The 21,396-nt window shown below is 73.8% G+C and carries 22 protein-coding genes; 11 read left to right on the forward strand and 11 right to left on the reverse strand.

The features are described from left to right. The first annotated feature begins 1 nt into the window (after position 1). The 3 genes from GQS52_RS21910 (at position 2) to GQS52_RS21920 (ending at position 3,176) form a co-directional block, all read left to right on the forward strand. A complete protein-coding gene (locus tag GQS52_RS21910) occupies positions 2-1,612 on the forward strand; it encodes a cation acetate symporter (protein WP_182316630.1) in 1,611 nt (536 codons plus the stop codon). Between the two features lie 134 nt (positions 1,613-1,746). Beyond that, on the forward strand, positions 1,747-2,736 hold the full coding sequence (moaA, locus tag GQS52_RS21915) for a GTP 3',8-cyclase MoaA (RefSeq protein WP_182315056.1): 990 nt from the start codon (positions 1,747-1,749) through the stop codon (positions 2,734-2,736). 92 nt (positions 2,737-2,828) lie between these two features. Beyond that, positions 2,829-3,176: a hypothetical protein gene (locus GQS52_RS21920; protein WP_182315057.1), complete on the forward strand. Its 348-nt coding sequence runs from the start codon at positions 2,829-2,831 to the stop codon at positions 3,174-3,176. Between the two features lie 72 nt (positions 3,177-3,248). Here the strand turns inward: GQS52_RS21920 and GQS52_RS21925 are convergent, their stop codons facing one another. Both GQS52_RS21925 and GQS52_RS21930 read right to left on the reverse strand, forming a co-directional pair. Continuing rightward, a complete protein-coding gene (locus GQS52_RS21925) occupies positions 3,249-3,467 on the reverse strand; it encodes a hypothetical protein (protein WP_182316631.1) in 219 nt (72 codons plus the stop codon). Between the two features lie 216 nt (positions 3,468-3,683). Then, positions 3,684-4,013 carry a DUF3099 domain-containing protein gene (locus tag GQS52_RS21930; protein ID WP_182315058.1) on the reverse strand — a complete coding sequence of 110 codons (330 nt, stop codon included), beginning with the start codon at positions 4,011-4,013 and terminating at the stop codon, positions 3,684-3,686. A gap of 203 nt (positions 4,014-4,216) precedes the next feature. On the opposite strand from GQS52_RS21930, the gene GQS52_RS21935 reads away from it, so the two are divergent. Continuing rightward, complete coding sequence (locus tag GQS52_RS21935) at positions 4,217-4,498, forward strand: GlsB/YeaQ/YmgE family stress response membrane protein (protein ID WP_182315059.1); 282 nt, start codon at positions 4,217-4,219, stop codon at positions 4,496-4,498. 104 nt (positions 4,499-4,602) lie between these two features. Here GQS52_RS21935 and GQS52_RS21940 read toward each other — a convergent pair whose 3' ends face one another. Genes GQS52_RS21940 through GQS52_RS21950 form a run of 3 tightly spaced genes read right to left on the reverse strand, consistent with a single transcriptional unit; the run spans position 4,603 to position 8,156 of the window. Further along, entirely contained in the window at positions 4,603-5,181 is a 579-nt protein-coding gene (locus tag GQS52_RS21940) for an RNA 2'-phosphotransferase (protein ID WP_182315060.1), read from the reverse strand. Between the two features lie 3 nt (positions 5,182-5,184). Beyond that, positions 5,185-6,636, reverse strand: coding sequence for a metallopeptidase TldD-related protein (locus GQS52_RS21945; RefSeq protein ID WP_182315061.1), 1,452 nt, complete (start codon positions 6,634-6,636; stop codon positions 5,185-5,187). After that, positions 6,633-8,156, reverse strand: a complete 1,524-nt coding sequence (locus GQS52_RS21950; protein WP_182315062.1) for a TldD/PmbA family protein — start codon at positions 8,154-8,156, stop codon at positions 6,633-6,635. The genes GQS52_RS21945 and GQS52_RS21950 overlap by 4 nt, the downstream gene beginning before the upstream one ends. Before the next feature lie 182 nt (positions 8,157-8,338). On the opposite strand from GQS52_RS21950, the gene GQS52_RS21955 reads away from it, so the two are divergent. Beyond that, positions 8,339-9,493 (forward strand): PP2C family protein-serine/threonine phosphatase, encoded by a 1,155-nt coding sequence (locus tag GQS52_RS21955; protein ID WP_182315063.1) that lies wholly within the window; start codon positions 8,339-8,341, stop codon positions 9,491-9,493. 57 nt (positions 9,494-9,550) lie between these two features. On the opposite strand, the gene GQS52_RS21960 is transcribed toward GQS52_RS21955, so the two are convergent. Continuing rightward, positions 9,551-10,609 (reverse strand): helix-turn-helix domain-containing protein, encoded by a 1,059-nt coding sequence (locus tag GQS52_RS21960; RefSeq protein WP_182315064.1) that lies wholly within the window; start codon positions 10,607-10,609, stop codon positions 9,551-9,553. Positions 10,610-10,824: 215 nt separating this feature from the next. Between GQS52_RS21960 and GQS52_RS21965 the strand changes: the two genes are divergently transcribed. Further along, positions 10,825-11,772 carry a hypothetical protein gene (locus tag GQS52_RS21965; RefSeq protein ID WP_182315065.1) on the forward strand — a complete coding sequence of 316 codons (948 nt, stop codon included), beginning with the start codon at positions 10,825-10,827 and terminating at the stop codon, positions 11,770-11,772. A 75-nt stretch (positions 11,773-11,847) separates the two neighbouring features. Next, a complete protein-coding gene (locus tag GQS52_RS21970) occupies positions 11,848-12,336 on the forward strand; it encodes a peptidase inhibitor family I36 protein (protein ID WP_182315066.1) in 489 nt (162 codons plus the stop codon). A gap of 75 nt (positions 12,337-12,411) precedes the next feature. Here the strand turns inward: GQS52_RS21970 and GQS52_RS21975 are convergent, their stop codons facing one another. From GQS52_RS21975 to GQS52_RS21985, 3 genes are all read right to left on the reverse strand, one after another. Then, positions 12,412-13,383, reverse strand: a complete 972-nt coding sequence (locus tag GQS52_RS21975; RefSeq protein ID WP_182315067.1) for a hypothetical protein — start codon at positions 13,381-13,383, stop codon at positions 12,412-12,414. A 164-nt stretch (positions 13,384-13,547) separates the two neighbouring features. After that, positions 13,548-13,772 (reverse strand): DUF397 domain-containing protein, encoded by a 225-nt coding sequence (locus GQS52_RS21980; protein ID WP_182315068.1) that lies wholly within the window; start codon positions 13,770-13,772, stop codon positions 13,548-13,550. Beyond that, positions 13,769-14,638, reverse strand: coding sequence for a helix-turn-helix transcriptional regulator (locus GQS52_RS21985; protein ID WP_182315069.1), 870 nt, complete (start codon positions 14,636-14,638; stop codon positions 13,769-13,771). The genes GQS52_RS21980 and GQS52_RS21985 overlap by 4 nt, the downstream gene beginning before the upstream one ends. 197 nt (positions 14,639-14,835) lie before the next feature. On the opposite strand from GQS52_RS21985, the gene GQS52_RS21990 reads away from it, so the two are divergent. Together GQS52_RS21990 and GQS52_RS21995 are read left to right on the forward strand one after the other, a co-directional pair. After that, positions 14,836-15,333, forward strand: a complete 498-nt coding sequence (locus tag GQS52_RS21990; RefSeq protein WP_182315070.1) for an ATP-binding protein — start codon at positions 14,836-14,838, stop codon at positions 15,331-15,333. A 185-nt stretch (positions 15,334-15,518) separates the two neighbouring features. Then, positions 15,519-15,803 (forward strand): hypothetical protein, encoded by a 285-nt coding sequence (locus tag GQS52_RS21995; protein WP_182315071.1) that lies wholly within the window; start codon positions 15,519-15,521, stop codon positions 15,801-15,803. 95 nt (positions 15,804-15,898) lie between these two features. Here the strand turns inward: GQS52_RS21995 and GQS52_RS22000 are convergent, their stop codons facing one another. Together GQS52_RS22000 and GQS52_RS22005 are read right to left on the reverse strand one after the other, a co-directional pair. Beyond that, positions 15,899-16,786, reverse strand: a complete 888-nt coding sequence (locus GQS52_RS22000; RefSeq protein WP_182315072.1) for an MBL fold metallo-hydrolase — start codon at positions 16,784-16,786, stop codon at positions 15,899-15,901. 238 nt (positions 16,787-17,024) lie between these two features. Then, a complete protein-coding gene (locus GQS52_RS22005) occupies positions 17,025-18,230 on the reverse strand; it encodes an RNA-guided endonuclease TnpB family protein (RefSeq protein ID WP_220472785.1) in 1,206 nt (401 codons plus the stop codon). Between the two features lie 144 nt (positions 18,231-18,374). On the opposite strand from GQS52_RS22005, the gene GQS52_RS22010 reads away from it, so the two are divergent. Both GQS52_RS22010 and GQS52_RS22015 read left to right on the forward strand, forming a co-directional pair. After that, the gene (locus GQS52_RS22010) at positions 18,375-19,328 is read left to right on the forward strand and encodes a hypothetical protein (RefSeq protein WP_259370905.1); all 954 of its coding nucleotides are present in this window, start codon (positions 18,375-18,377) and stop codon (positions 19,326-19,328) included. A 142-nt stretch (positions 19,329-19,470) separates the two neighbouring features. Continuing rightward, positions 19,471-21,249, forward strand: coding sequence for a DUF885 domain-containing protein (locus GQS52_RS22015; RefSeq protein ID WP_182315073.1), 1,779 nt, complete (start codon positions 19,471-19,473; stop codon positions 21,247-21,249). The last annotated feature ends 147 nt before the right edge of the window (positions 21,250-21,396 follow it).

Below are 21,396 nucleotides of genomic sequence, written 5' to 3' on the forward strand. Positions count from 1 at the left end.
GATGCAGCTCGCGGCCGAGGGCGCGAGCGACCACCGGGGCCTCATCATCGGCCTCTTCGGCGCCTTCGTCGTGGCCACCCTCGCCATCACCGTGTGGGCGGGGCGGCAGAACAAGGACGCCGACGACTACTACGCCGGCGGCCGCTCCTTCACCGGTTTCCAGAACGGCCTCGCCATCTCCGGCGACTACATGTCGGCGGCCTCCTTCCTCGGCATCGCCGGCGCCATCGCCCTGTACGGGTACGACGGCTTCCTCTACTCCATCGGCTTCCTCGTCGCCTGGCTGGTGGCCCTGCTGCTGGTCGCCGAGCCGCTGCGCAACTCCGGCCGGTTCACCATGGCCGACGTCCTCGCCTACCGGATGCGTCAGCGCCCGGTGCGCACCGCGGCCGGCACCTCCACCATCGTGGTGTCGATCTTCTACCTGCTGGCCCAGATGGTCGGCGCCGGAACCCTGGTCGCCCTGCTGCTGGGCATCGACGGCGAGGCCGGACGTCGCTGGGTCGTCGTCGGCGTCGGCATCGTCATGGTGCTCTACGTCACCGTGGGCGGCATGAAGGGCACCACCTGGGTCCAGATGATCAAGGCCGTCCTGCTGATCGCGGGAACCCTGCTGATCACCGTCCTGGTGCTCAACAAGTTCGGCTGGAACATCTCCGCCCTGCTCGGCGCCGCGGCCGAGTCCAGCGGCAAGGGCACGGCCTACCTCGAACCCGGCCTGAAGTACGGCATCAGCGACCTGTCCAAACTGGACTTCATCTCGCTCGCCGTCGCCCTGGTCCTGGGCACCGCCGGCCTGCCGCACATCCTGGTCCGCTTCTACACCGTGCCCACCGCCAAGGCCGCCCGGAAGTCCGTCAACTGGGCGATCGGCATCATCGGCGCCTTCTACCTGATGACCATCGCCCTCGGCTTCGGCGCCGCGGCCCTGGTCGGCCCGGACAAGATCATCGCGTCCAACGCGGCCGGCAACACCGCGGCCCCGCTGCTCGCCGAAGCGGTCGGCGGCGGCCCCGGCTCCACCGGCGGCGCGATCCTGCTCGCGGTGATCTCCGCCGTCGCCTTCGCCACCATCCTGGCGGTCGTCGCCGGCCTCACCCTGGCCTCCTCCGCCTCGTTCGCCCACGACCTGTGGGCCAACGTCATCCGCAAGGGCAAGGCTTCGGAGAAGGAGGAGGTGCTCACCGCCAAGATCGCGGCCATCGCCATCGGCGCCGTCTCCATCGTGCTGGGCATCTTCGCCGACAAGCTCAACACCGCCGCCCTGGTGGCCCTGGCCTTCGCGGTCGCCGCCTCGGCGAACCTGCCCACCATCCTCTACAGCCTCTTCTGGAAGAGGTTCACCACCTCCGGCGCGCTGTGGTCGATCTACGGCGGCCTGGCCTCCTCCGTCCTGCTGGTGGTCTTCTCGCCGGTCCTCTCCGGCTCGGAGACCTCGCTCTTCCCCGACTCGGACTTCGCCTTCTTCCCGCTGTCCAACCCCGGCCTGGTCTCCATCCCGCTCGGCTTCCTCCTCGGCTGGCTGGGCACCGTGGTCTCCAAGGAGAAGGCCGACCCGGCCAAGTTCGCGGAGATGGAGGTGCGTTCCCTCACCGGCGCCGGCGCCCACTAGCGAGGACGCCGTGGGCGCCGCCCCGGCGGCGCCCGCGCGGCCACTCCTGCGCCGCCCGGAAGGCGGTCCTGGCCGGGACCACTCTTCCGGGCGGCGCTTTTCGCGTACGGTGGACCACAGGGAGGAGGTGGACCGTGCTCGTCGACACCTACGGCCGCGTCGCCACGGACCTGAGGGTCTCGCTGACCGACCGGTGCAATCTGCGGTGCACCTACTGCATGCCCGAGGAGGGCCTGCAGTGGCTGGCCAAGCCCGAATTGCTCACCGACGAGGAGGTCGGCCGCCTGGTCCGGATCGCGGTCGCCGACCTGGGAGTGCGCGAGGTGCGGTTCACCGGCGGCGAACCGCTGCTGCGCCCCGGCCTGGCCGGCATCGTCGCCGCCTGCGCCGCCCTGGAGCCGCGCCCGAGGATCTCGCTCACCACCAACGGCATCGGGCTGGCCCGGACCGCCGACGCCCTGCGCGACGCCGGCCTGGACCGGGTCAACGTCTCCCTCGACACCCTGCGCCCCGACGTCTTCCACACCCTGACCCGGCGCAGGCGCCACCACGACGTCCTCGCCGGCCTCGAGGCGGCCCGCGCCGCCGGGCTCGCCCCGGTCAAGGTCAACGCCGTCCTGATGCGCGGCGTCAACGACGACGAGGCCCCCGACCTGCTCGCCTGGGCCCTGGACAACGACTACGAGCTGCGCTTCATCGAGCAGATGCCGCTGGACGCCCAGCACGGCTGGCAGCGCAGCGACATGGTCACCGCCGACGAGATCCTGCGCAGCCTGGCCACCCGCTTCTCCCTCACCCCCGAGAAGGAGGACGAGCGCGGATCGGCCCCGGCCGAGCGCTGGCTCGTCGACGGCGGCCCGGCCCGGGTGGGCGTCATCGCCAGCGTCACCCGCCCGTTCTGCCGGGCCTGCGACCGCACCCGGCTCACCGCCGACGGCCAGGTCCGCACCTGCCTGTTCGCCCGCGAGGAGTCCGACCTGCGCGGCGCGCTGCGCTCGGGCGCACCGGACGAGGAGATCGCCCGGCTGTGGCGGGCCGCGATGTGGGGCAAGAAGGCCGGCTCCGGCCTGGACGACCCCTCCTTCCTCCAGCCGGACCGCCCGATGTCCGCCATCGGCGGCTGACCCGCGCCCGCCGCGGGTACGCGCACCGGCACGGGCGGATCCCGCCCTCCCGCCACTGCGGGGCCGGACGAGGACGAGCGAGGAGGACGGCGGTGGAACGCGGACTGCACATGACCGGCGTGCGGATCACCACGGGACGGCTGTGGCGCCGGCTGCTGACGCGCGCCGGCCAGGTGCTGCTCCGGAACGGGCGGCTCGTGCTGCTCACCAGCCGGGGCGTGGAGATCGACGGAGCCCCCGTGCACCGGGTGCGCGTGCGGGAGTCGCTGCGGGCCGGGCGCCGGTGCGTCCGGTTCGTCCTCAACGGCTCGCGGTACGTCGTGGACCTCGGGCGCGGGCCGGGCCCGTCCGCCGCGCCGGGCCCGCGCGGCGGCGCCCCCGCCCTCTCCGTCACGGACCTCGTCGCCGCCGTGCGCACGGCCGGGGCCGCAGTGCGGTGACCGCCCGCCTGCCGGGGGACCGCCTGCCGGGGGACCGCCCGCCGGGGGACCGCCCGCCGGGGGCGGAGGGGGTCAGCCGCCCCACTCCTCCAGGCGCACCACGTCCCGCAGGAAGCCGCGCACGCCCAGGAACTTCGACAGGTACTCGCGGTGGTCCTCGCAGGCCAGCCACGTCTTGCGCCGCTCCGGCGTGTGCAGCTTGGGGTTGTTCCAGGCGAGCACCCACTCCGCCTCGGCGCTGCAGCCCTTCGCCGAGCAGACGGGAACGTCGGGATCGGGGGGGATCAGCATGGGGTCGTTCACCTGACAAGCGTGGGATCGACTGGCCGGGGCACGCACGGCCCGGACGGGAAAAGGGCGACGCCGGGCAGCCACGGGGGGAGCCGCCCGGCGTCGGTCCGTCGCTCCGACGGGGGATGCGGAGCGCCTACGAAGTATGGCACGGGCGCGGGGCGGTCCGTCAGCCGATCGGCGCGATTCATCTGAGCTTTTCTTGAGCTTGGCGTGTCACTGCTGCTCAGGAGGGCGCCGGCCCTCCTCGAGCATGGGCCTACTGGGCGTTTCGATGAAGGCCGAGGGCAGCGAAGGGGCGTTCTCCCGGCCCGCATTGGCGATCACCACCGAGACGTAGGGCAGGACCAGACCCAGGGCGAGCGCCACCACCGACAGTGGCCGCCACACGTTCCACAGCGTTGCCGCCGCGATGAAGGACAGGGTGCGCACCCCCATCGAGATGATGTAGCGGCGCTGCCGCCGGCGCACGTCCTCGGCGAGCCCGCTCCTGGCCCCCGTGATCCGGAAGACCTGCTGGGACTTGCCGCGATGCTTGAGGATCACCGTCCACCGCCCGATCGAACCGCCGGGGGACTCCCTGCCCCGGCACCCCTTCAACGGTACGCCGCCCGGAGCAGCGCAACGAGAGCGGGTCCGCGACCCGGCGGGCACGCGGCGTGACCGAGGACGTCACCCGTACGGCCCTGCGGGCATGCCCCGGCCCCCGGCGGGCCCGAAACTGGCCCCACGACACGGAGGAGACTCGCATGAGCTGGATCTGGGCAATCATCGTCGGTCTGATCCTCGGTGTGATCGCCAGGGCGATCCTGCCGGGCCGCCAGAACATCCCCATCTGGCTGACCGCGCTGCTCGGCCTCATCGGCAGCCTCCTGGGCAACGCCCTGGCCAACGCGATCGGAGTGGGGGAGACCAAGGGCATCGACTGGATCCGCCACTTCTTCCAGCTGGCCGGGGCCATCGTGATCGTCGCGCTCGGGGCGCCGCTGTACGCGAAGGCGAAGAGCCACCCCCGCGGCACCCACCGATAGCGGCCGGAGCGGGCCGCGGCCCCGCCAACCTTGTCCCGCCCTGCCCGCCCGGCCCCGCCCTGCCCCGCCCGACCGGGCGCCCGACAGGGCGGGGCCGGCCGGGCTCAGGGCGTGTCCGGCAGCACCCGCAGGAACTCCGGCGGCACCCGGTCGGTCAGCCACACCCCGTTGGCGCTGACCCGGAAGGCGTGGCCGGCGCGTGCCGCCGCGGCCGCGTCGACCGCCAGCACCACCGGACGCCCGTGCCGCGCCCCCACGCGCCGTGCCGTGGCCGCGTCCGCCGACAGGTGCACGTCCTGCCGGGACATCGGCCTCAGCCCCTCCCGCAGGACCAGCGGCAGGGCGCGCGAGGCCGTGCCGTGGTGGAGCACCGCGGGCGGCTCCACGGCGGGCAGGCCCAGGTCGACGTCCACCGAATGCCCCTGGCCGGCCCGGATCCGGCGGCCGTCCGCGGAGAGGGCGAAGCGCTTCTTGTCGCTGGTCGCCACCACGTGCTCCAGTTCGGCCCGGGTGAAGGGGCGCCCCGCCGCCGCGCAGGCGCGGATCAGGACGTCCACCTCCACCCAGCCCTCCCGGTCCAGGACGACCCCGGCCGCGGCCGGATCGTGCCGCAGCACCAGGGCGAGGAACTTCGAGATCCGCACCGCCCGCTTCGCGTCCGCTCCCGCACCCCCCGACGGCATCCGCTACACCCCCCGGCTGACCGAGCTCATGTTGAAGTCCGGCACCCGCAGCGGCGGCATCGCGGCCCGGGTGAACCAGTCGCCCCACTCGCGCGGCAGGGTGCGCACGGTGGCCCCCGCCTCGGTGGCCCGGCCCAGCAGGTCCACCGGCGACTCGTTGAACCGGAAGTTGTTCACCGCGCCCGTCACCTCGCCGTTCTCCACCAGGTAGACGCCGTCCCGGGTGAGCCCGGTCAGCAGCAGGGTCGCGGGGTCGACCTCGCGGATGTACCACAGGCAGGTCAGCAGCAGCCCGCGGTCGGTGCGGGCCGCCATCTCCTCCAGCGACTGCTCCCCGCCCCCCTCCAGCACCAGGTTGTCCACCTGCGGGGCGAGCGGCAGGCCCGTCAGGGCGGCGGTGTGCCGGGTGGTGGACAGGTTCGCCAGCACGCCCTCGCGGATCCAGTCGGTCCGGCCCAGCTCCAGCCCGTTGTCGAACACCGACGCGTCACTGCCCGAGGAGTGGGCGATCACGAACGGCGCCGACTCGATGCCCGGCTCGGCCGGGTCGCTGCGCAGCGTCAGCGGCAGCCGCGCCAGCCGCTCGCCGACCCGGGTGCCCCCGCCGGGCCGGCTGAAGACGCTGCGGCCCTCGGCGGCGTCCCGCCCCCCGGCGGACCACATCTGGTAGACCAGCAGGTCGGCCACGGCCGACGGCGGCAGCAGCGTCTCGTACCGCCCGGCGGGCAGTTCCACCGTGCGCCGCGCCCACTCCAGCCTGCGCGCCAGGTCCTCGTCCGTCGCCAGCGGGTCCACGTCGCGGAAGTCCGAGGTGGCCTGCCCGGCCCAGGCGGAGCGCGTGCGGTCGGGCGACTTGGCGTTCAGCTCCAGCGTTCCCGTCGGCTGGTCGTGCCGCAGCCGCAGGCCCGAGGAGGTGCCCAGGTAGGTGGAGGTCATGAGGTGGTGCGCGAAGCCGTACAGCTCCCGGCCGCCGGAGCGGGCGCGGGCGAACGCCTCGCCCAGGGCCGGGGCGAAGGCCGCGAAGACCTCCCCGGAGGTCTCGGCCGGCGGCTCGGCGAAGTCGGGGGAGGACGGCCGGGAGGGCGGCAGCGGCTGCGCGTCCTCGGCCGGGCCCGCCTCGCGGGCGGCCGCCTCCGCCGCCCGCACCAGCGGCTCCAGCTCGTCGGCGGTCACCGCGGAGCGGGACACCACCCCGGAGGCGGTGCCCTGCGTCCCGTCGACGGTGGCGATCACGGTGAGCGTGCGGCCGCGGGTGACGCCGTTGGTGGTCAGGGCGTTGCCCGCCCAGCGCAGGTTCGCCGACGACTCCTCGTCGGCGATCACCACGCAGCCGTCCGCGCGGGACAGCTCCAGCGCCCGCTCGATGATCTCCGACGGGGAGACCGGACGCGCCGTGCCCGCGGCGCCCGCCGTCCGCGCCGTGCCCGTGGCGCCGTTGCCCGTGCTGCTGTTCATCGGCCTGCCTCCTGAGCGGTGTTGAGGATGGTGACGTCGCGGAACAGCGCGGACGGGCAGCCGTGCGAGACGGCCGCGACCTGCCCCGGCTGGGCCTTCCCGCAGTTGAACGCACCGCCCAGCACGTACGTCTGCGGGCCGCCGACGGCCTCCATCGAGCCCCAGAAGTCGGTGGTCGTCGCCTGGTAGGCGGCGTCCCTGACCTGACCGGCCAGTTCGCCGTTCTCGATGAGGAACGCCCGCTGCTGGGTGAACTGGAAGTTGTAGCGCTGCATGTCGATCGACCACGACTTGTCGCCGACCAGGTACAGCCCCCGCTCCACGCCGGAGATCAGCTCCTCGGTCGAGGGCCCGTCCGGCGCGGGCCTCAGCGAGACGTTGGCCATCCGCTGCACCGGCACGTGTGCGGGGGAGTCGGCGTACGCGCAGCCGTTGGAACGCTCGAAACCGGCCAGCCGGGCGATCCGGCGGTCCAACTGGTAGCCGGTGAGCACGCCGCCGGTGACCAGGTCCCACTCCTGCGCGGCCACGCCCTCGTCGTCGTAGCCGACGGTCGCCAGACCGTGCTCGGCCGTGCGGTCGCCCGTGACGTTCATCAGCTCCGAGCCGTAGCGCAGCGTGCCCAGCCGGTCGAACGTGGCGAACGAGGTGCCCGCGTACGCCGCCTCGTAGCCCAGGGCCCGGTCCAGCTCGGTGGCGTGCCCCACCGACTCGTGGATCGTCAGCCACAGGTTGGACGGGTCGACCACCAGGTCGTAGCGGCCCGGCTCGACCGACGGCGCCCGCAGCTTCTCCGCCAGCAGGCCGGGGATGCGCTCCAGCTCGCCGTCCCAGTCCCAGCCCGTGCCCGTCAGGTACTCCCAGCCGCGGCCCGCCGGAGGGGCGAGGGTGCGCATGGTCTCGAACGCGCCGGAGACCGCGTCCACCGCCACCGCGGTCAGCTCCGGGTGCAGCCGCACCCGCTGCTGGACGGTCGTCGTGCCGGCGGTGTCGGCGTAGAACTTGTTCTCCTTGACGGTCAGCAGCGAGGCGTCGACGTGGGAGACGCCCTCGGCGCGCAGCAGCCGCGAGCTCCACTCGGCCAGCAGCGCCGGCTTGTCCGCGTCCGGCACCGCGAACGGGTCGACCTCGTAGGAGGAGACCCAGCGGGCGTCGGCGTGCACCGGCTCGTCCGCCAGCTCCACCCGCTCGTCCGACCCGGCCGCCGCGATCACCTGCGCCGACAGCCGCGCCATGGCCACCGCCTGCTCGGCGACCCGCGCGGCGGCCTCCGCCGTCAGGTCCACGCCCGAGGCGAACCCCCACGCCCCGCCGTGCACGACGCGCACGGCGAAACCGGTGTCGGTGGTGTCCGAGGAGCCGGACGGGCGCGCGTCCCGCAGCCGCCACGCGGCGTTGCGCACCCGCTCGAAGCGGAAGTCCGCGTGATCGGCCCCCAGCTCCCGGGCCCGGGTGAGCGCTGCGTCCGCCAGGCGCCGCAACGGCAACGTCAGGAACGTCTCGTCGATCTGATGGGGCACGGCATCCTCCCGTGGGTCGCGGCCGTCCGACCCGATCATGCCGCACCCGTCCCGGCCGCCGCCGCAGGAGGCGGCGGGCAGGGAGCGGGCGGGAGCGGGCAGGGAGCGGGCGGGAGGCGGACGGACTGGGGGCGGTCCGGGTCCGCAGGAGAAACCGGCCACTCGGCGGTAGCTTTTCAGACATGGCATCTGGCGACCCCGGCGAGCGCTCCCGCGCCGTACGCCTGTGGCGCCACCCGCGGTCGATCACGGCCATGATGCTCGCGTTCCCGCTCGGCCTCCTGGCGATAGAGGAGTTCACCACACCGGACATCCGTCTCGGCCCCCTCATGGCTGCCGGGCCCGCCCTGGCCGCCGTCTTCTGCAGCCCGATGGGCGTGCTGGTCGTCCTCGCGGTGACCCTGCTCTGCGTGGCCGGGGCGGCACAGGCGAACCTGCAGCTGTACGAGGCGAACTTCGTCGTCCAGATGGTGACCACCGTGCTGATCGGCGCGGCCGCGATGTGGGCCGCCGGCGTGCGCCGGCGCAGGGAGAAGGAACTGGCCCAGGCGCGCTGGGTGGCCGAGGTGACGCAGAAGGTCCTGCTGCGGCCGCTGCCCCGCAGGCTGGGCTCCCTGGAGATCGCCTCCCTGTACCTGGCGGCCGACGACGAGGCGGCCATCGGCGGCGACCTGTACGCGGCCGCCCGCGTCGACGGCACCGTGCGGCTGATGGTCGGCGACGTCCAGGGCAAGGGAATGGACGCGGTCGAGGCGGTGAGCTACCTCCTCGGCGCCTTCCGGCAGGCGGCCCGGTCCTGCGTGGCCCTGCCGGTGCTGGTCCCCTACCTCGAATGCAGCTTCCGCGCGGACGTGGAGGAGGCGGCCGAGGCCGAGCGCCGCATCTCCGGCGGCAAGGGGACGGAACGGCGCATGCAGGAGGGCTTCGTCACCGCCCTCGTGGTGGACGTGCCCGAGGACGGCGGCCCGATCCGCCTGGTCAACCGCGGGCACCCGCCCCCGCTGCTCCTGCGGCACGGCAAGGTCCTCCCGCTCGACCGGGAGGTCCCCGACCTCCCGCTGGGGCTGGGCGACCTGGACGGAACCCTCGGGGGCGCCCCGACGGACGTCGACACGGTCGACTTCGAACCCGGCGACACCCTGCTCCTGTACACCGACGGCGTCAGCGAGGCCCGCGACGAGCACGGCGTCTTCTACCCCCTCGCCGACCGCCTCGCCGACTGGACCGGGTACGCCCCGGACGACCTGCTGGAGGCCGTCCGGGGAGACCTGCTGCACCACGCCCGCTCCCGCCTCGGCGACGACGTCGCCCTCGTCGCCGTCCGCCGCACGGCCTGAGGCGCCCCGGGGAGGCCCGCGCCCCGACGGGCGGGGGCGGGCAGGCCCCGCGAGCCGTCAGACGGGAGGCCGGGGAACGAGGGCCTCCACCGGGCGGCGGGGCGCGCGCAGCAGGGCCCGGCCCTCCGGGGTGATGGTGTGCAGGACGTGCTGGGCCTTCCGGGAGCTGACGAGCAGCCCGGCGTCGCGCAGCACCGCCACGTGCTGGCTCACCGCCGACGCCGACACCCCGAGGTGCCGGGCGAGGTCCCCGGTCGAGCACCCGCCCCGGACGGCGTCCAGCAGCGCCGCGCGGGTACGGCCGATCAGCGGCCCGAGCCCGCCACCGGCCTCCCCGTCCCGGGCACCGCCCCGGGCACCGTCCCGGGCGCGCGGCGCGCCGCCGGGCGCGTCCTCCAGCCAGCCGGGACCGGGCCGCACGGGGTAGACCAGCACCGGCGACAGGGCGCCGTCCACGAACGTGACCGGCATGCGCCAGCAGAAGAAGGACGGCTGCAGCAGCAGCCCGCGCCCGTCGAGGTGGAGGTCCCGCTCCACCGGGTAGTCGGCCTCCAGCACCGGCGACCGCCAGCGGAACGCCGGCCCCAGGGACCGCAGCACCCCCTCCACGCCGCCTGCGAGGAACGCCTGGCCCCGGGCGGCCCGGTCGGCGTCGACGTGGGCCCGGATCCGCGACCAGACCGGCGCGACCGCCTCCCGGTGGCAGACGCGGAACGCTTCGCCGAGCCGGTGCAGGGTCTCCGCCTCCCCGGCCGCCAGCGCCGACACCCACGGCGGCAGCCTGCGTTCGGTCGCCAGCACGGCCAGGTCGTGGCGCAACTGCCGGCGCGGGGTGGAGGCGATCGCGTCGATCGCGGCCTCCAGGCCCGGGCCGCCGGGCAGCACCGGGGTGAGGAAGTCCGGGAAGTACCCGTACGCCGGCAGCAGCGGGGCCAGCATCCGGCTGCCCGCCGACGACAGCCGCGGCCCGGTGAGCCGCCGCCACTGGCCGAAAACCGTCGCGGCCTCGCGTTTGCGCAGCAACTGGAAGCCGTTCACGGTCTCCCACAGCGGGTCCGCGGTCGTGGCGATCCGCACCCGCACCAGATCCTGGGCAGTGAAGTGCACGCGCAGCATGGTTCGTCTCCCCCGTCCCCCGACGCGCAGCAGCGCCCAGTGTGCCCACCGGGCGGACGGATCGCGCGCCTGTTTTCGGACGGTCTGCCGCGCTCGGCGGCCCGTGTCCGGGTTCATCTGCGCGTTTAAGGCAGAACTGCACTGCATGGCGGCGCGGACGCGTCCGGCCACATCCTGGCGTCCGGTCGGCACACCGACGGACCAGGGAGGGCACCGTGCCGGAAGAACCGGACGTGACACGGCGCACCGGGCGCCTCGCGCGGGGAGCGGTCTCCGCGCTGTTGTGCCTCGCGGCCACCACGGGATGCGGTGGCGCGGGGGAGGCCGGCGGTGCGGCCCGGAAGGACGGCGCGGCCCGCGAGGCCGACGGCACGGCCCCGCGACCGCTGACAGCCCGGGAGAAGTCGCTGTTGTACGACGCCGAGCAGACGCTGGTGCAGCAGTGCATGCGCGAGGCGGGCTTCCGGCTGTGGAAGACCCCGGAGAACCCCCTGCCCGAGCACCGGGACTTCCCCTACGCGGTGGACGACGCCGACTGGGCCCGCGAACACGGGTACGGCAGCGGCCTGCGGCAGCGCGTCGAACGCCTGCGCGCCGAGGACCCCAACCGCCGCTACCTCCAGGGCCTCTCCCCGCAGCGCAGGCAGGCCGCCGTCACCGCGCTCAACGGCACCGACCCGCAGGACGGACCGCACGCGACGCTGCCCATGGGGGCGCAGGTCAGCAGGAGCAGCGAGGGCTGCACCTCGGCGGCACAACGCGAACTGTACGGCGACCTCGACGCCTGGTTCACCGCGCAGATGATCACCGACACCCTCCCGTCGATCCGGCGGGCCAGGGTGCTCGACGACGCCGCCTATACGACGGCGGTGGGCAAGTGGTCCTCGTGCATGCGACGGCGGGGCCACGACCACGCCGACCCCGGCGAGGCCCGCGCCGCGTTCGCGGAACCGCACGGGACGGCGCCGTCGCGGCGGGAGGTGCGCACGGCGGTCGACGAGGCCGAATGCGCCGCCGACAGCGGCCTGGCCGCCACTGCCCGCCGCCTCGACCGGCACCACGGCCGACGACTGGACGAGCAGTACCGGGGCGAAATCCGCGACAGGACCCGCCTGGAGAGGGCGGCGCTCCCGCGCGCCCGGTCCGCCGTCCGAGCCGGGTGACCCGCCCGGCCCACAGAGCAGCCCGCCCGGACCCGGGCGGGCGAGAAGGAACGAACCCACCGAAGGAGACCACGCATGTCCACCACGAGGCTCAAGACCGCCCTGGCCGCCCTGGCGCTGGGCGGAACCGCCGTCCTCGCCGCGCCCGCCGCCGCCGGCGCCACCGGCACGGGGGCGTCCGCGGCCGCCTCCACCTCCGCTTCCCCGGCCGAGTCCGGCACCGTGGGCGCCCTGGCGGACGGATACCTGTACGCCTACGAGCACATCGACCGGGGAGGCGCCCACTGCCGCTGGTACGGGGACGACGCCGACTGGAGCACCTGCTCGCCCGGCGGGAACATGCGCAACAAGGCATCGTCCCTGTGGAACAACGGCTACCCCGGCTCCTACGACGACGTCCTCCTCTACTGGGGCGTCAACTACACGGGTGCCTCGGCCTGCCTCCGCAACGGCGTCTACTGGAACAACCTGACCGACCTGCACTTCAACAAGCCCGGCTACTCGGGCCACGGGCAGACGCTCAACGACAACATCTCGTCCCACAAGTGGGTCAACAGCTGTTGAGACCGCCCGGGAACACGTGCCGGGTGCGGACGGGCGGGGCCCGTCCGCACCCGGCACGTCCCGGAACCCGCCGCCCTACTGGGTGTTCAGCCGGAGGGGGTGGCCGATGTCCTCCGGGCACTGGAAGACCTGCAGCCTGCCGCCCCTTCCGATGACGAGTCCGGGAGCGTCATCACTGTCGATCGTGAGGAAGAGCCGCATCCGGCTGCCGCAGACGCAGTCGATCTCCTCCAGATCGGTCACACGCCAGGTCGGCCACCCCCCGAGCTTCCAGCCCTGCACACAGGCGAGGTCGTAGTAGTCCGTCCGTCCCGCCCCGCCGCGCCACCGCTCCACCCGCTCCCACAGGTCCGGCGGCAGTTCGTCGCGGTCGGGAAGATCCAGGGATTCGACGGGGGCCACCGTGCACGGCCGGGGCAGGTAGTAGTGGTCGGCGGTCCGGCAGGGTGCGGGCGGGGAGGCGAGCACGTCCCGCACGTCGCCGGCCCTGCGTCGGCGCAGGGCCACCGTCGGGCCGAAGTAGTACGGCTCCTGGCCCGGAGGGGTGTCGTGGTCGTTGGGACACCACAGGATTTGCAGCAGGTCCGTCCCCTCGGGCCACTCGACGCCGGGCACGTCCCCGGCGAACAGTTGGAGCACCGGAACCATCGCCACACCTGTCGCAGGCGTCTCCGGGCGCAGCGAGTGCACCTGCCAGGACACCGTGTCGATCACTCCGCCCCGGGCGGAGATCCGGTCGTAGGCCGAGGCCTCCTCCTCGGTGAGCACGCTGTTTCCGCCGCTGCGGCGTTCCGCCCCCGTCCGCCGTGCTCCTTCGAGCACGGACCGCTCCTCGGCGGACAGGTCCTCGTGGTGGCCGACGAGGTGGTCCTCCTTGCACACCGGCCACTCCTCGTCCGCCGGCCACAGCAGCGGGCCGCCGACGGAGCTTTCGTGCGGGCCGGGCTCGCCGGGCTGCGGTTCGAGGAGCAGCGCCGTCCGGAAGTACTCGCGCAACTCCGGGAAGGAATCAACCAGTTCGGCGACGAGGGAAGAACGTTCGGGCATCACGGGCGAACCGTAGCGCCTGTGGACGACAGTGGTTCGCCCGTTCCTGTTTCCGTTCCCGGGCAACGGGCCCTGGGGCCATCGACCGCAGATCCTCCGCCCGGCGAACACGGAGGCCGTCTCCCGTGACGGACGGGAGACGGCCCCTGCGGTGCCCGGCGGGATCAGAGTTCGCCGGCTATGACACCCCGGCGGAACGCGTCCCACTCGGCGGCGGTGTAGCGCAGCGGCTCCATCCCGGGCCGCTTGGAGTCGCGCACGGCGACCCCGCCACCGGGAAGCTCGGCGATCTCGACGCAGTTGCCCTCGCCGCCGCTGGCGGAGGACTTGCGCCACGTGGCGCTCGAAAGGTCGAAGGAGTACAGCTCCGCCTTGTGATCGTCGTTCACTTCCGGCTTCCTTCTTCCATACGGGAGATGAGAGCCAACGAGTCATCTGTCGGTAGAGCGGCTGCGACGATGCGCTCGAAGGCGTCGGCGAAGACCTGTACTTCGTCGACCCCCTCAACGTAGGCGGATCCGAGGAGATTCTCCAGAAGCACGACATCGGGCATGGGCCCGGGAAAGCCGACGAGGCTGAACCCGCTCACGCTACCGGGGTGCGGGGTCGCGTTCAGGGGCATGACCTGGATCGTGACGTTGGGCATCTCGGCCGCGTCGAGCAACCTGCGCAGTTGTTCGCGCATGGTGTGGGGGCGTACCGCAAACCTCTGGTGAAGGGCGGCTTCGTGGATGACCGCCCACAGTTTCAAGGGGCGTTCCGGGCGTGCAAGGACGGACTGACGTGCCAGCCGAACCTCCGCCAGGGCGATGACTTCTTCCGGGCTGCGGGTGATCGCGTTTGCGGCGATGGTCTCGCGTGCGTAGGAGGCTGCCTGGAGAAGCCCCGGGACCAGCAGAGGGGCGAACTCACGCACACAGTCGGCGTCGGACTCCAAGGAGATGTAGTCCGCATACGTGGGTGACACGACACCGCTGTACGTCTGCCACCAGCCACGCTTTCCCGCGTCCTTGGCCAACCCCTCCAACGCGGCAATGACCTCGGGGTCGTCCATTCCGTAGACCCGGAGCAGGGCTGCCACGTCTGCGGGGCGGATGTGTGCGTTTGCGGTCTCGATCCGGGAGAGCTTGGGAGCTGTCCACCCCACAGCTTCGGCAGCTCTGTCGAGCGTCATACCGGCTTCACCGCGAAAGCGGCGCAGGGTCTGCCCCAAGCGCCTACGTCGGACGGTCGGGGCCGGACGCGCGTTCGGCATGAAGAGAGTCTTCCGTTCTGGAGTTCACGAACCCATGGAACAAAAAGGCGATTCCATGAGGAGGGTGACAATCTTGCGTGTTCGATTTCCAAAAGGGCATGCTGTCGCGAAAGTTACGTCACGCATCGTAGAACGATGCGTGCGAAGCGTGGTCACTTGAGAGTTTGCGCGGCCCCGCGCCGCAGTCTGGAGGCGTTGTGCCTGCCCTTGTGGAGGAGGAGGTCCGGGAGCGGACCGCCCCCGGCTTCTACCTGCGGAGCGGACCGTCGGGATTCGTCCTGCACGTGAACGCCTCGGCGCAGAGCCTCGCCCTGGTGCGGGAGTTGGCCGCCGAAGTGCTCGTCGCGGCCGGTGCCGAGGGGGCCGCCGTGGACGTGGTGCAGCTCGTCGTGTCCGAGCTGGTCGGCAACGCGGTGCGCGCCTGCGGGGCGCGGGCGCCGCTGGTCGTGGGGGTGGAGGTGCGACCGGCCACGGTGTCCGTCAAGGTCCACGATCCCGACCCGGACCGACTGCCACGCCTCGCCACCCCGGCCGAGGGCGACGACACGGCCGAGTCGGGCCGGGGCCTGCTCCTGGTGGAGAACCTGGCCCTCGCCTGGGGCACGCGCATGCTCCCCGACGGGATCGGCAAGACCGTGTGGGCGAACGTCGCCCTGCGCAGCCGGACGGCGACCGCGCCGGGGGAGGGGTGCTGACCCCGGCCGCCCGGCAGGCTCCGCGTCCGCGCCCGCGTCCGCGCCCGCGTCCGGCCCCTGACCCGTCTCCGGGCCCTGCCCCTGCCCCTGCCCCGTGTCCGACCCCGTGCCCAACCCCGGGGCAGGGACCGCCCCTGGGGTCCGGGGCCGCCACCGGTGCCGGCTACCGGTGCGACGCCGTTGCGGTGTCGGCCCGCGGCGATCTGGCGTTCGCCCTGGGCTCGTACCGCACTCGCTCGCCGTCCTCCGCCCTCGGCTGGCTGCTCCTGCGCGGCCGGGACGTGGCCGACCAACTCGCCCCCGCCGCCGCCCGCCCGGTCCGTCACTGGTTGCGCGACCGCCACGAGCACGAACGCGCCCTGGCCGCTCTGGCGGACGGCGGCACCTACACCTTCACCGCCCACGAGGACGGCGTCCGCTACCTCCTCACGGCGGGTCCCCGCGACCGGGCCTCGACGTCCCGCCCGTAGAACGTCCGCAGCGGATCGTCCGTGGTCCGTCCGCGGCCCGTACTCGGCAGCGTTCGTGCGGCCGGGTCACGCCCTGGCGTCCGTCCGTCCCGTCCTCACCAGCGCACGGCGGTGAAGTCGACGGGCCGGGGGCGCAGCGCCCGGGCGCGTTCGGCCAGGGAGCGCAGGCGGCGGGACATCTCCGGTGCGGGCAGGCGGTGGCGGTCGCCGTGGCCCGGGAGGATCCACTCGAAGCGGAGCCGGGCGGCCACGCGCCCCAGGGAAGCGGCGAGCGCGGTGACCGACCACCAGGTCACAGTGTCGAACACCTCCAGGTCGGCGGTGGTGCGCGACCAGTAGAGGCTGTCGCCGCTGAAGCAGTACCGGTCGTCGGCCACGTACAGGACACTGCCCGCGGTGTGGCCGGGGAACGGAAAGGCGGTCAGGCCGTCTCCGACAACGGCCGGTTCGGTGCCGCGCAGGACGCGGTCGGCGTCCGGGGCCGCGTCCAGGTCGCCCTCGTGGATCCACAGGCGGGCGCCGAGGCGGTCGGCCCAGCGGCGGCCGTGCGCGGCGTGGTCCCGGTGGGTGAGCAGGACGTCGGTGACCGGTCCCGCCAGCGCCTCGTACCGCGCGGCCAGGGCCTCGCTCCAGCGGGGCGTGTCCACCATCACCGCCCCGGACGGGCGGCGCAGCAGGTACGAGTTGGCCCCCGCGGTGCGCTGCGAGTTGTGCCCGCACAGGTACAGGCGGTCCTCCTCCAGGGGCAGGGGGAACGGATCCGGTACCGCGACGATCCTGCCGGAGGCACGGCGCACGGACCGGGTGTGGCAGGCGTGTGCGGCGGCGTGCATCCTGCGCTCCTCCGCCTCGTCGCGCGGCTGTCGCAGGACCACCGCGCGGCCGTCCGCCTCCCCGATCAGACCCGGCGCGAGCTGCCGGGCGGCGTCGCAGTTCGTGCAGCGGCCGTCCACGTACCAGTCGGCCCCGATGTCGTCGGTCATCGTGCACTCCTCTCCCCGTCGTTCCCACCAGCCTCCCCCGGCACCCCGGCGATCGGTAGCGGGACCCGCCCTTGTACTTCGTCTGCCGGACCGTTCTCCCCGCCCGTGCCCCGCGTTGTCGTACCCGTCCGCGACCATGGCGCCCGGGCGTCGGGCGACGCCCCCGGGAGGAGCCGTCATGGACTTGACTCCTCCTCCTCGTGAACGAGGAGGATTCCTGGCTCACTCCGCCCGGCACCTAGCAGGTGGCAGGTCTTACAAGATCAGCGCCAGCCGGGTCGAGACCGGCCCGGACGAGCATCACGCGGGCGGAGTTCTTGTCCCTGGGCGAGACGGCTCCGCACGCGGCGCACGTGTACGTTCGCTCGGACAGCGGGAGTGCGTGCTTGGATCTCGCTCCGCACCGTGCGCAGTCCATGGTGGTGTGCGCGGGGTGGACCAGGTGCACGGCCCGGCCGTGCTTGCGGCCCATCTCCACCAGCGCCGCCTTCGTCGCGCCGATCGCGGCGTCGGCCGCCTTCCGCGCCATCGTGGTCCTGGCGAGGAATTTCGGGCGGAAGTCCTCCACCGCGACCGCGTCATGGTCACGGACGACGCGCTTGGCCCACTTGCGGGCGGTGTCGGTGCGCTGCCGCGCCACCTTCTTGTGCAGCCGCGCGGCCCGGCGCCGCGCGGTCCGGTACCCGGCGGAGGCCGCCTGCCCGCGCGCCGGGCGGCGCCGGGCCATCATCCGCTGATAGCGGGCCAGCCGCTGCGCCGCGGCCTTGCCGTGCCCGGGGTGCGGCAGGTCGTGGGCGTCGGAGGTGGTGGTGGCGATCACCGCCACGCCCCAGTCGACGCCGAGCACCCGGCCGGTGGCGGGCAGCGGCTGCACCGCGACAGCCACCACGAACGAGGCGTACCAGTGCCCCGGACCGTCCCGGTAGATGCGCACGCTCGTCGGATCGGCAGGCAGGTCCCGGGACCACACCACGGTCAGCACGATCCCCCCGGCCAGATGCAACCGGCCGTCCTTGAGCCGGAACCCGCGCCGGGTGTAGTTCAAGGTCGGATCAGCCTCGCGCTTCTTCCTGTGCCGCGGCATCCCGGCCCTGCGCCGTACCGGCAGCCCCGCCCGGAGGTCCTTCAGGGCCTTGGCGCGGGAGGCGGCGAAGTCCCGCACCGTCTGCTGCTGCGGGACGGAGGCGCCCTCGCGCAGCCACGGCAGCTGGGCGCGGGCCGCGGTCAGCATCCGGTCCAGCTGCGCCGGACCGCACGTGGCCCTCCCCCCGGACGCCTTGTTCAGGGCGTGGATCCTGCGGGAGACGGCCACGCACTCGTTCCACACCCACCGGCACCGCGCCCACTCCGCCTCCAACCGGGCGAGCGCGGTCGACGACACCCGCAACCGGTACGTGTACCGGGCACACCCCGCCACACCGCCGGCCACCGCTGCTGTCATCATGGCCGGAAACCTAGGCCCCCCCACTGACAACGGAAGAAAGCCCAGGCCGGAACAGATGCGCACAGAAATCCGCCGCTTCGCGGCTCCGTGCCAAGGACCCATTCCTCCCCGGCCTGAAGGCCGGGGCATCCTGGGAGAAGTCAGGTGAAGGACGTGCGGGGCCTCGCGGCCCACGATCTGCTGCCCCTGCTCGGTGACGCCGACGAAAAGGTCGCACAGGAGGCGGAGGACGCACTGGAGCGGCTCGGGGAGGAGGCCGTCCCCCTGCTCCGACGCGCCCGGGAGGAGGGGCCGGGCCGGCTGCGGGCACGAGCCCTGACCGTGCTCGCCCGGATCGGCGGGGAGGCGGCGCTCTCCCGCGCCGACGTGGCAGCGGTCGAGCGGCTCGTCCGCGTCAGGCTCTCGGACGACCGCCCCGGGACGTTGGAAACGTGCTGGAGCCGCTGGATCGCCGTTCCCGGGGGAGACCGGGACGGCGTCGTCGAGGCCTTGGGCCTCGCCCGCCCCAGGCCCGCGACCTTCGCCCTCGCCCGGGACGTGCTCGACCAGGACGTCCACCACCGTCCTGTCGACAGCCCCCGACGTTACGGGCGGGTCTTCGTCACGCCCGAACTGGACGGCTGGACCCTCGTCCTCGGCGCCTGGTGCGATCCCTGCGGCGAGGAGCGCGCGGAGGACGTGCTGCGCCTGTGCACGCAGCTCAGCGCCCGCTACGGCCGTGCCCAGGCGTACTACTACGGCTCCCAGGGGGACGGCTCCGCGTGGCTGATCGCCGAGGCCGGGGCCGTCGTGCGGCGCTACTGCGAGACGGGGGAGGGCGAGGACGAACTGCTCACCCTCGGCGAGCCCCTGCCGCTGGAACGGGCACGCCGCCTCGAACTGGGTCTGTCCCCCGAATGGGACGCGGCGCAGGAGAGCGAGGAGGACGAGGAGGAGTGGCAGTGGGCCGCGTCCGGTCTGGCGCCCGAGATCGCCGCGGCCCTCGGAGTCAGCCCCCTCGGCCTCGGACCGGACACGCCCTCGCGCGGCACCGGCGTGCTCGCCCTCACCCCGTACGGCACGGCCCACGGCGTGCCGCCGGGCGCCTACCGCGTCTGACGGGCCGCCCCGGACGGGGGAGGCTCCGGGGCGGGCGGCCCGTACCCGTACCACTCGTCGGCCCGGAGGAGCTTCGGGCACATCCAACGGCCCAGCGGTAAAGGCAGGGCCGCCGGGCGGTCCCGTGCGCCAGGATGGCGGGATGACCGATGAATCGATCGCCGGCCCCAACGACCCGGCCGCTCCCACGACTTCCGCGGACTCCACCATCCCCGCCGAGTGGGCGACCCCGCGGCGCGTCGCCGACGCCTACGTGCAGGCCCTCGCCTACCTCGACCCGCTGACCGCCGTCTACCTCGGGCTCAACCCGGAGGACACCCGGCTGCCCGACCTGTCCCCGGACGGCCTGGAGGCCGTCGCCGACCTGGGCCGCCGCACGCTCGCCGAGCTCGACGCGGCGGAGAAGGCCATGGTGGAGAAGGCCGCGGCGGGCGACGCCCCCGGGATCGACGCCGTCGCCGAGCGGCGCTGCGCCCGGCTGCTGCGGGAGCGGCTGACCGCTTCCCTCGCCGTCCACGACGCGGGGGAGGGGCTGCGGACCGTCCGCAACCTGGCGTCCCCGCTGCACGAGGTGCGCGACGTCTTCACCCTCGTGCCGACCGCCACCGACGAGGACTGGGCGCGGATCGCCCGCCGCCTGGAACGCGTCCCGCAGGCCCTGGACGGCTACCGGGCCACCCTCGCCGAGGGGATCAGGCAGGGCCTGCTCTCCGGTCCGCAGCAGGTCACCACGGTGATCGGGCAGCTCGCCGAGTGGCTGGGCACGGAGTCGGGCAACGGCTGGTTCGCCGACTTCGCCGCCGGCGGGCCCCAGCCCCTGCGGCCCGAACTGGACCGGGCCGCAGCCTCCGCCACCGCCGCCCTCACGGACCTGCGCGACTGGCTGCGCGACGTCTACGCCCCCGCCGCGGCCGACACCCCGGACACGGTGGGCCGCGAGCGCTACGCCCGCCTCGTCCGCCACTGGAACGGCGCGGACGTCGACCTCGACGAGGCGTACCACTGGGCCTGGGGCGAGTTCCGCCGCCTGGAGGCCGAGATGCGGGCCGAAGCCGGACGGGTCCTGCCCGGCGCGGACCCGTCGGAGGCCATGAGGTACCTGGAGGAGGAGGGCCCCGCGATCCACGGGGCCGAGGCGGCCCGCAGCCACCTGCAGGACCTGATGGAGCAGGCGATGCGGGACCTCCAGGGAACCCACTTCGACCTCGCCGAGCCCGTCCGCCGGGTGGAGTCGATGATCGCCCCGCCGGGCAGCGCGGCCGCGCCCTACTACACCGCGCCCTCGCTGGACTTCTCCCGCCCCGGGCGCACCTGGCTGCCCGTCCGCAGCCACGACCGCTACCCGCTGTGGGACCTGGTCAGCACCTGGTACCACGAGGGGGTCCCCGGCCACCACCTGCAGCTCGCGCAGTGGAACTACGTGGCCGGCAGCCTGTCCACCTACCAGGTGAGCCTCGGTTCGGTCAGCGCCAACGTCGAGGGCTGGGCGCTGTACGCCGAGCGCCTGATGGACGAGCTCGGGTACCTCACCGACCCCGGGGCCCGCCTGGGCTACCTCAACGCGCAGATGATGCGTGCGCTGCGGGTGATCGTCGACATCGGCATGCACTGCCGCCTGGACTTCCCCGACGACTCCCCGTACCTGCCGGGCGAGCTGATGACGCCGCGGGCCGCCCGCGAGTTCTTCGGCCAGTACTGCGGTCTGGCCTCCGAGGTCCTCGACAGCGAGCTGGTCCGCTACCTGGGGCTGCCCGGCCAGGCCATCGGCTACAAGCTGGGCGAGCGGGCCTGGCTGGCCGGCCGCGAGGCGGCCCGCCGGGCCCGCGGCGACGCCTTCGACCTCAAGGCCTGGCACATGGCCGCCCTCTCCCAGGGCTCCCTCGGCCTGGACGACCTGGTCGAGGAGCTGTCCCGCCTCTGACCCGCCGCCGACCCGCACCGGCCCCTCCCGCCCCGCCGCCCCGGCGGGGCGGGAAGGACCGCCGGGCAGGCAGGGCCGGGGGTATGACAGGGCCCGGGGGAGTGGGGTGGGAAGAAGTTTCCGAGGGTGTCATGGACTCGTCATGAA

This window comes from Streptomyces sp. SCUT-3 (assembly GCF_014083985.1).
Classification (GTDB): Bacteria; Actinomycetota; Actinomycetes; order Streptomycetales; family Streptomycetaceae; genus Streptomyces_H; species Streptomyces_H thermolineatus.